General features: G+C 69.7%; 6 protein-coding genes. 1 reads left to right on the top strand and 5 read right to left on the bottom strand.

Annotated features, from left to right (window positions below; translation table 11 throughout):
- Positions 1–143: 143 nt before the first annotated feature.
- The 4 genes from D7W79_RS38285 to rplU all read right to left on the bottom strand — a co-directional run bounded on the left by D7W79_RS38285 (position 144) and on the right by rplU (position 2,937).
- Positions 144–824: a TrmH family RNA methyltransferase gene (locus D7W79_RS38285; protein ID WP_120530195.1), complete on the bottom strand. Its 681-nt coding sequence runs from the start codon at positions 822–824 to the stop codon at positions 144–146.
- Positions 825–828: 4 nt separating this feature from the next.
- Entirely contained in the window at positions 829–2,178 is a 1,350-nt protein-coding gene (obgE, locus tag D7W79_RS38280; RefSeq protein WP_120530194.1) for a GTPase ObgE, read from the bottom strand.
- A gap of 128 nt (positions 2,179–2,306) precedes the next feature.
- Positions 2,307–2,582, bottom strand: coding sequence for a 50S ribosomal protein L27 (gene rpmA, locus D7W79_RS38275; RefSeq protein WP_014394223.1), 276 nt, complete (start codon positions 2,580–2,582; stop codon positions 2,307–2,309).
- A 46-nt stretch (positions 2,583–2,628) separates the two neighbouring features.
- Positions 2,629–2,937 carry a 50S ribosomal protein L21 gene (rplU, locus tag D7W79_RS38270; RefSeq protein ID WP_014394222.1) on the bottom strand — a complete coding sequence of 103 codons (309 nt, stop codon included), beginning with the start codon at positions 2,935–2,937 and terminating at the stop codon, positions 2,629–2,631.
- Positions 2,938–3,210: 273 nt separating this feature from the next.
- On the opposite strand from rplU, the gene D7W79_RS38265 reads away from it, so the two are divergent.
- Positions 3,211–3,585 (top strand): hypothetical protein, encoded by a 375-nt coding sequence (locus tag D7W79_RS38265; protein ID WP_120530193.1) that lies wholly within the window; start codon positions 3,211–3,213, stop codon positions 3,583–3,585.
- 31 nt (positions 3,586–3,616) lie between these two features.
- Here D7W79_RS38265 and D7W79_RS38260 read toward each other — a convergent pair.
- Positions 3,617–5,417 (bottom strand): serine/threonine-protein kinase (locus D7W79_RS38260; protein WP_120530192.1); only part of this gene is annotated, 1,801 nt, incomplete at its 5' end.

Here is a 5,417-nt window from a genome sequence, read left to right as displayed (position 1 = left end):
GTGGGGGCAGCAGTGGTGGGGGCCTGCGTGAGCAGCGTGAAGAGCAGGGATTCCAGCAACATGGCGTGCGCCTCCGGAGCGGGCACCTGGGGCGCCCGCAGGGTCCATCTACCGCATCCGGACGGCCCCCGGGGGGCCAGCATTCACCGCTGTGTGGCTTTGACCAGACGCTTCCGCTGCTTCACGCCCAGCAGGTAGAAGCGCTCGCGCAACTCCTGGGCCTCCTCGGGGGACAGGTCCCCGGAGCTCCCCAGGTGCTCGTCCCGCCAGGCGATCGCCCGGGTGATGCTGGCGGACGCCGCGGCGGAGATGTTCAGGCTCTGGCTGAAGCCCTTCATGGGCACCCAGAAGGTGCCGTCCACGCCGTTGAGCACGTCGTCGCTCACGCCGTAGCGCTCGTTGCCGAACACCATGGCGAACTTCGTGTCGAAGCGCAGGCTGTAGAGGTTGGTGGCCCCCTCGCGCAGCGCCGACGCGTAGAGGCTGAAGCCCCGCCCCTTCAGGTGCTCGCGGCACTCCGCGAACGTCTTGTAGAGGTGCACGTCCAACCACTTGTCGCAGCCCTGGGCCACCCGCAGGTTGGGGATGAAGGGCGCTTCCGGGTTGACGACGACGTGCACCTCCTGCACGCCCATGGACTCGCAGGTGCGCAGCACCGCGGCCATGTTGAAGTTGTCCTCCAGCCGGTCGAGCACCACCACGAAGTTGCGCGTGCGCTGGCTGACGACGCGGTCGATCTTCTCCTTCCGCACGTCGAGCAGGAACTGCTCCGGCTCGACGACGTCGCGCTCGAACTTCTCGTAGCGGGGGCCTCCACCAGCCATCGGCTCAGCGCCTCCCGCCGGACTTCTTCACCGGAGCCTTCCGGGCAGCCTTCTTCGCCGGGGCCTTACGCACCGTCTTCTTCGCCAGAGCCTTCCGGGCCGCCTTCTTCGCCGGAGCCTTGCGCACGGCCTTCTTCGCCACGGGCTTGCGCGAGGACTTCTTCGCGGCGGCCTTCTTCGCCGGAGCCTTCTTCGCCGGAGCCTTCTTCGCGGCGGCCTTCTTCGCCGGAGCCTTCTTCGCGGCGCCCTTGCGCGCCGCCTGCGTCGCGGCCTTCTTCGCCAGGGCCTTGGAGGCGGCCTTCTTCGCCGGAGCCTTCTTCGCAGGCATCTCCACGTGGAGCTTGTCGGTGCGGCTGGTGAAGAGCACCTCCGCCACCGCGTCCATCAGGGCCTGCATGCCCTCGCCCGTGGCGCAGGACACCGGGTACACGCGGATGCCCTTGCGGCGCAGCGCCTCCGTGAAGGGCCCCAGGCGCTCGCGGGCCTCCGTCAGGTCCAGCTTGTTGGCGGCCACCACCTGCGGCTTGCTGGCCAGCTCCGCGCTGTACTTCTTCAACTCCGCGTTGAGGATGTTGAAGTCGTCCAGCGGCTTGCGGCCCTCGCCCTCGGCGCCCATGTCGATGAGGTGCACCAGCACCTTGCAGCGCTCCACGTGGCGCAGGAACTGGTGGCCCAGGCCCACGCCCTCGCTGGCGCCCTCGATGATGCCGGGGATGTCCGCCATGACGAAGGACAGGTTGTCCTTGTACTGGACCATGCCCAGGTTCGGCACCAGCGTGGTGAACGGGTAGTCCGCCACCTTCGGCCGCGCCCGGCTCACCCGCGAGATGAACGTGCTCTTGCCCGCGTTGGGGAAGCCCAGCAGGCCCACGTCCGCCAGCAGCTTCAGCTCCAGCCGCAGGGTGACTTCCTCACCCTTGCCGCCGTCCTGCGCGAAGCGCGGCGTCTGGCGCGTGGAGGTGGCGAAGTTCATGTTGCCCAGGCCGCCCCGGCCGCCCTTGGCCGCCACGTACTGCTGGCCCGGGTCGCTCAGGTCCACCAGCAGCTCACCCGTCTGCTCGTTGCGGATCAGCGTGCCCACCGGCACCTGGAGGATCATGTCCTCGGCCCCGTGACCATTGCAGTCACTGCCCATGCCGTGCTCGCCGTTCTTGGCGCGGTGGTGCTGCTGGTAGCGGTAGTCCAGGAGCGTGGTCAGCTGCGGGTTCGCCACGAACACCACGGAGCCGCCGTTGCCGCCGTCGCCGCCGTTGGGGCCGCCGCGCTCGATGAACTTCTCCCGCCGGAAGGCCACGGCACCGTTCCCGCCGTCTCCCGCCTTCACGTAGATGCGTACTTCGTCGACGAACTTCATGGGGCCAGAGCCCTCCTGGAAAAACACAAAGCGGGCCGTCCTCGCATCCACCCGTTCCCAACGGGAACGGAAGGACCGGGAACGACCCGCTCGGTAAGCCGTGCCCTGGGTCGCCCCAGGGCCACTGACTAGGCGCTCGCCTGCTCGGCGGCGGCCGGGTACACGGACACCTTCTTCTTGTCGCGGCCGAGGCGCTCGTACTTCACCACGCCGTCCACGGTCGAGAAGAGGGTGAAGTCGCGACCGAGCTTCACGTTCGTGCCCGGGTGGATGACCGTGCCGACCTGACGGACGAGGATGCTGCCCGCCGTGATGGTCTCACCGCCGTACACCTTGACGCCACGGTACTGCGGGTTGGAATCACGCCCGTTGCGCGAAGAACCCTGACCTTTTTTATGGGCCATGACACCTGCTCCTTGAAGTTCGTGTGGGGAATGACCGGAAAGGCGACTAGCCGGAGATCGAGGTGACCTTCACCTCGGTGTACGGCTGGCGGTGACCCCGACGGCGGGTCCAGCCTTCCTTCTCCTTGCGGAAGTGCAGGACGCGGCGGTGCTTGTCCTGCGCCAGCACCTTGCCCACGACCTTCGCGCCCGCCACCGTCGGCTGGCCCACCTTCGGGCTCTCAGAGCCGCCCAGCAGGAGGACCTCGGTGAAGGAGACCTCGGCGCCGATGTCCCCGGCGATCTTCTCGATCCGGACAACGTCGCCCTCGGCGACGCGGTACTGCTTTCCGCCCGTGCGAATGACTGCGTACATCGTCGAACCCCTGTCAGCTTCGGGTTGGTTCAACCCATGGAATCCAACGCGCATTTCGGACGGCGGACCGCCCGGCGCGCTAAAAGACGGCGGGACTTACGGGAAACCCAGGGGGGAGTCAAGGCAGTTGGCGGATCAACCCGCCCCAAGGCTCCCTATTTGCTTTTGAATAGAATTCCCGGAATAAAGTCCACTGGACCGCACGCGAGCGCTCGTTAGGATGCGCGCCGCTTGCTTTCCACTTGTACCTCATCCCTGAGGGGGAGAACCATCATGAAGAAGATCCTGTTCGGTCTGGCGGCCATGGCTTCGCTCACGCTCACCGCTTGCGGTGGCGGCAGCATCTGCGATCAGCTCGAGGACGTCGCCAACAAGACCAAGGACCAGGCCGAGGAGTGTGGCCTCACGGTCGACGGTGACGACGGTGAGATCACCGACGCCGAGCGCGACCAGTGTGAGAAGAGCACCGAGTCCTGCTCCGACGACGACAAGAAGAAGTTCGAGGCGTTCGCGGACTGCGTGAACGACGTCAAGGGCTGCTCCGACAAGACCGAGGCCGAGCAGAGCGCGTACCAGCTGCGCGTGCTGTCCTGCTACTCCAAGCTGACCAGCATCAGCGCGGCGTGCAGCGCGGCCTCCGGCGAGTAATCGCTTCCCGGCCGTACGGCCGTGAGTAGCGTCAGGGCCCGGTTCCCTCCCCAGGGAATCGGGCCCTTTCATTTCGGGCGCCGGACAGGCGGGCGCCCAGCGCCCGGAGCACCACGCGGCGGCGCTGCTGGTACTCCCACTCCAGGGGGTCCAGCTCCAGGCCCCGCTCGTAGGCCTCCAGGGCCCGCTGGAGCTGGCCGTCGCGCTCCAGCGCGCTGCCGGAGAGGAAGTGCACCCGTGCGGTGCCCACCGCCCGGGGCTGCTCGGCCAGGAAGTCGCGGCGCAGGGCGTCCGTCTGGGCCGCGGTGAGCCCCGCCTCCAGGCACCGCGCCACGCCCCGGGCGTTGCCCAGCCGGGCGTCGTAGCGCGCCCGGCGCAGGGGCATGCCCAGGGTGTCGCCCGCGTCCCGCACGCGGATCAGCATGGACTCCAGCCGCGAGCGCTGCCCGCGCGACAGGGGCCGCGGCCGGAGCGCGGAAAGGGCGATCCACAGCTCGCGCGCCCGCTCCCGCGCGGGCTCCAGCTCCACGTCCGGCGAAAGCCCCAGCACCGTGTAGTGGGTGCCCTCCCCGGCCAGCTGCCCGCGCCACATCGACAGGACGCGCTCGGCCTCGGGGTCGTCCGGAAGCTCCCCGGACGCGGGGGGCGGAGAGGCAGGGGCGCTGGCGAGGTGCTGCTCCACGCGGGCCTTCAGCGCGGCGGACGGCGCGACGAACTGCACGCCGAAGCCCGGGCGCATGCTCCAGGCCTGGGCCTGCTCGGGTGAGACGTGGCGCACCACCTCGCACGTGACGGACAGCGGCCCCGTGGACAGCGGCAGCACCACCTGGACCTGGGCGAACAGCGGGGGCAGCTCCCCCGTCGCGTGAAGGAACACGCCGCCCCGCGACAGGTCGGACCCCGTGAAGGCCCGGGGCTGCGCGCCCGGCTGCAGCACCACCTGCACGGGCAACGGGAGCGTCTTGCCCCCCGACGAGCCCGGCGGAGCCAGCGGCGGCGTGCGCCGGGGCCCCGTGGAGGGAGCCCCCGAGGGAGCACCTCCCGGCGCGGGACGGGGAGCCCCCACGGCCGCGCGCGGCGGCGGGGTCCGCAGGGCGAGGGCCTGCTCCAGCGCGGCGCGCAGGGCGAGCGCGTTGGGGAAGCGCTCCTCCGGAGTCTTCGCCAGCGCGCGCAGCACCACCGCCTCCAGCGCGGCCGGCACCGTGGGACAGATGGAGCGAGGGGCCGGAGGCTGCCGCGTCTGGTGCGCCACGAGCTGGGCGGTGAGCCCCTCGTCGGGAAAGGGCAGCCGCCCGGTGAGCAACTGGTAGGCGATGACGCCCACCGCGTACAGGTCCGCGCGGCCGTCCAGGCGCCGGCTCAGGGACTGCTCCGGGGCCATGTACTCCGGCGTCCCCACGATGATGCCAGCCACCGTCTCCGGCATGCTCGCATCCACCAGCTTCGCGATGCCGAAGTCGAGCACCTTCACGAACGGCATCCCCCGCCCGCGCTTCACCAGGAAGATGTTGTCCGGCTTCAGGTCGCGGTGGACGATGCCCCGCGCGTGCGCCGCGTGCAGCGCGTCACACACCTGCGTGAGCATGGGCACCACCGCCCCAGCCGACAGCGGCGTCCCCACCCAGGCCGACAGCGGCGCGCCCTCCAGGAACTCCATGATGAGGTACGGCCGGGGCGCCGAGGCATTGAGGTCGAAGATGCTGACGATGTTCTCGTGCCCGATGAGGTTCACCGCCCGGGCCTCGGCATGGAAGCGCTGCACCAGCTCCGGGTAGCGCGCCAGGTGTTCGTGCAGCACCTTCACCGCCACCCGGCTGCCAATGGACACATGC

This window comes from Corallococcus exercitus, assembly GCF_003611585.1.
Lineage (GTDB): Bacteria > Myxococcota > Myxococcia > Myxococcales > Myxococcaceae > Corallococcus > Corallococcus exercitus.
This window is presented reverse-complemented; position numbering and strand designations above follow the sequence as displayed.

What these genes read in the sequence shown, in the direction of transcription:
- D7W79_RS38265 (WP_120530193.1), top strand. Translation starts at nt 3,211, where the DNA reads ATGAAGAAGATCCTGTTCGGTCTGGCGGCCATGGCTTCGCTCACGCTC.
- D7W79_RS38285 (WP_120530195.1), bottom strand. Translation starts at nt 824, where the DNA reads ATGGCTGGTGGAGGCCCCCGCTACGAGAAGTTCGAGCGCGACGTCGTC.
- obgE (WP_120530194.1), bottom strand. Translation starts at nt 2,178, where the DNA reads ATGAAGTTCGTCGACGAAGTACGCATCTACGTGAAGGCGGGAGACGGC.
- rplU (WP_014394222.1), bottom strand. Translation starts at nt 2,937, where the DNA reads ATGTACGCAGTCATTCGCACGGGCGGAAAGCAGTACCGCGTCGCCGAG.
- rpmA (WP_014394223.1), bottom strand. Translation starts at nt 2,582, where the DNA reads ATGGCCCATAAAAAAGGTCAGGGTTCTTCGCGCAACGGGCGTGATTCC.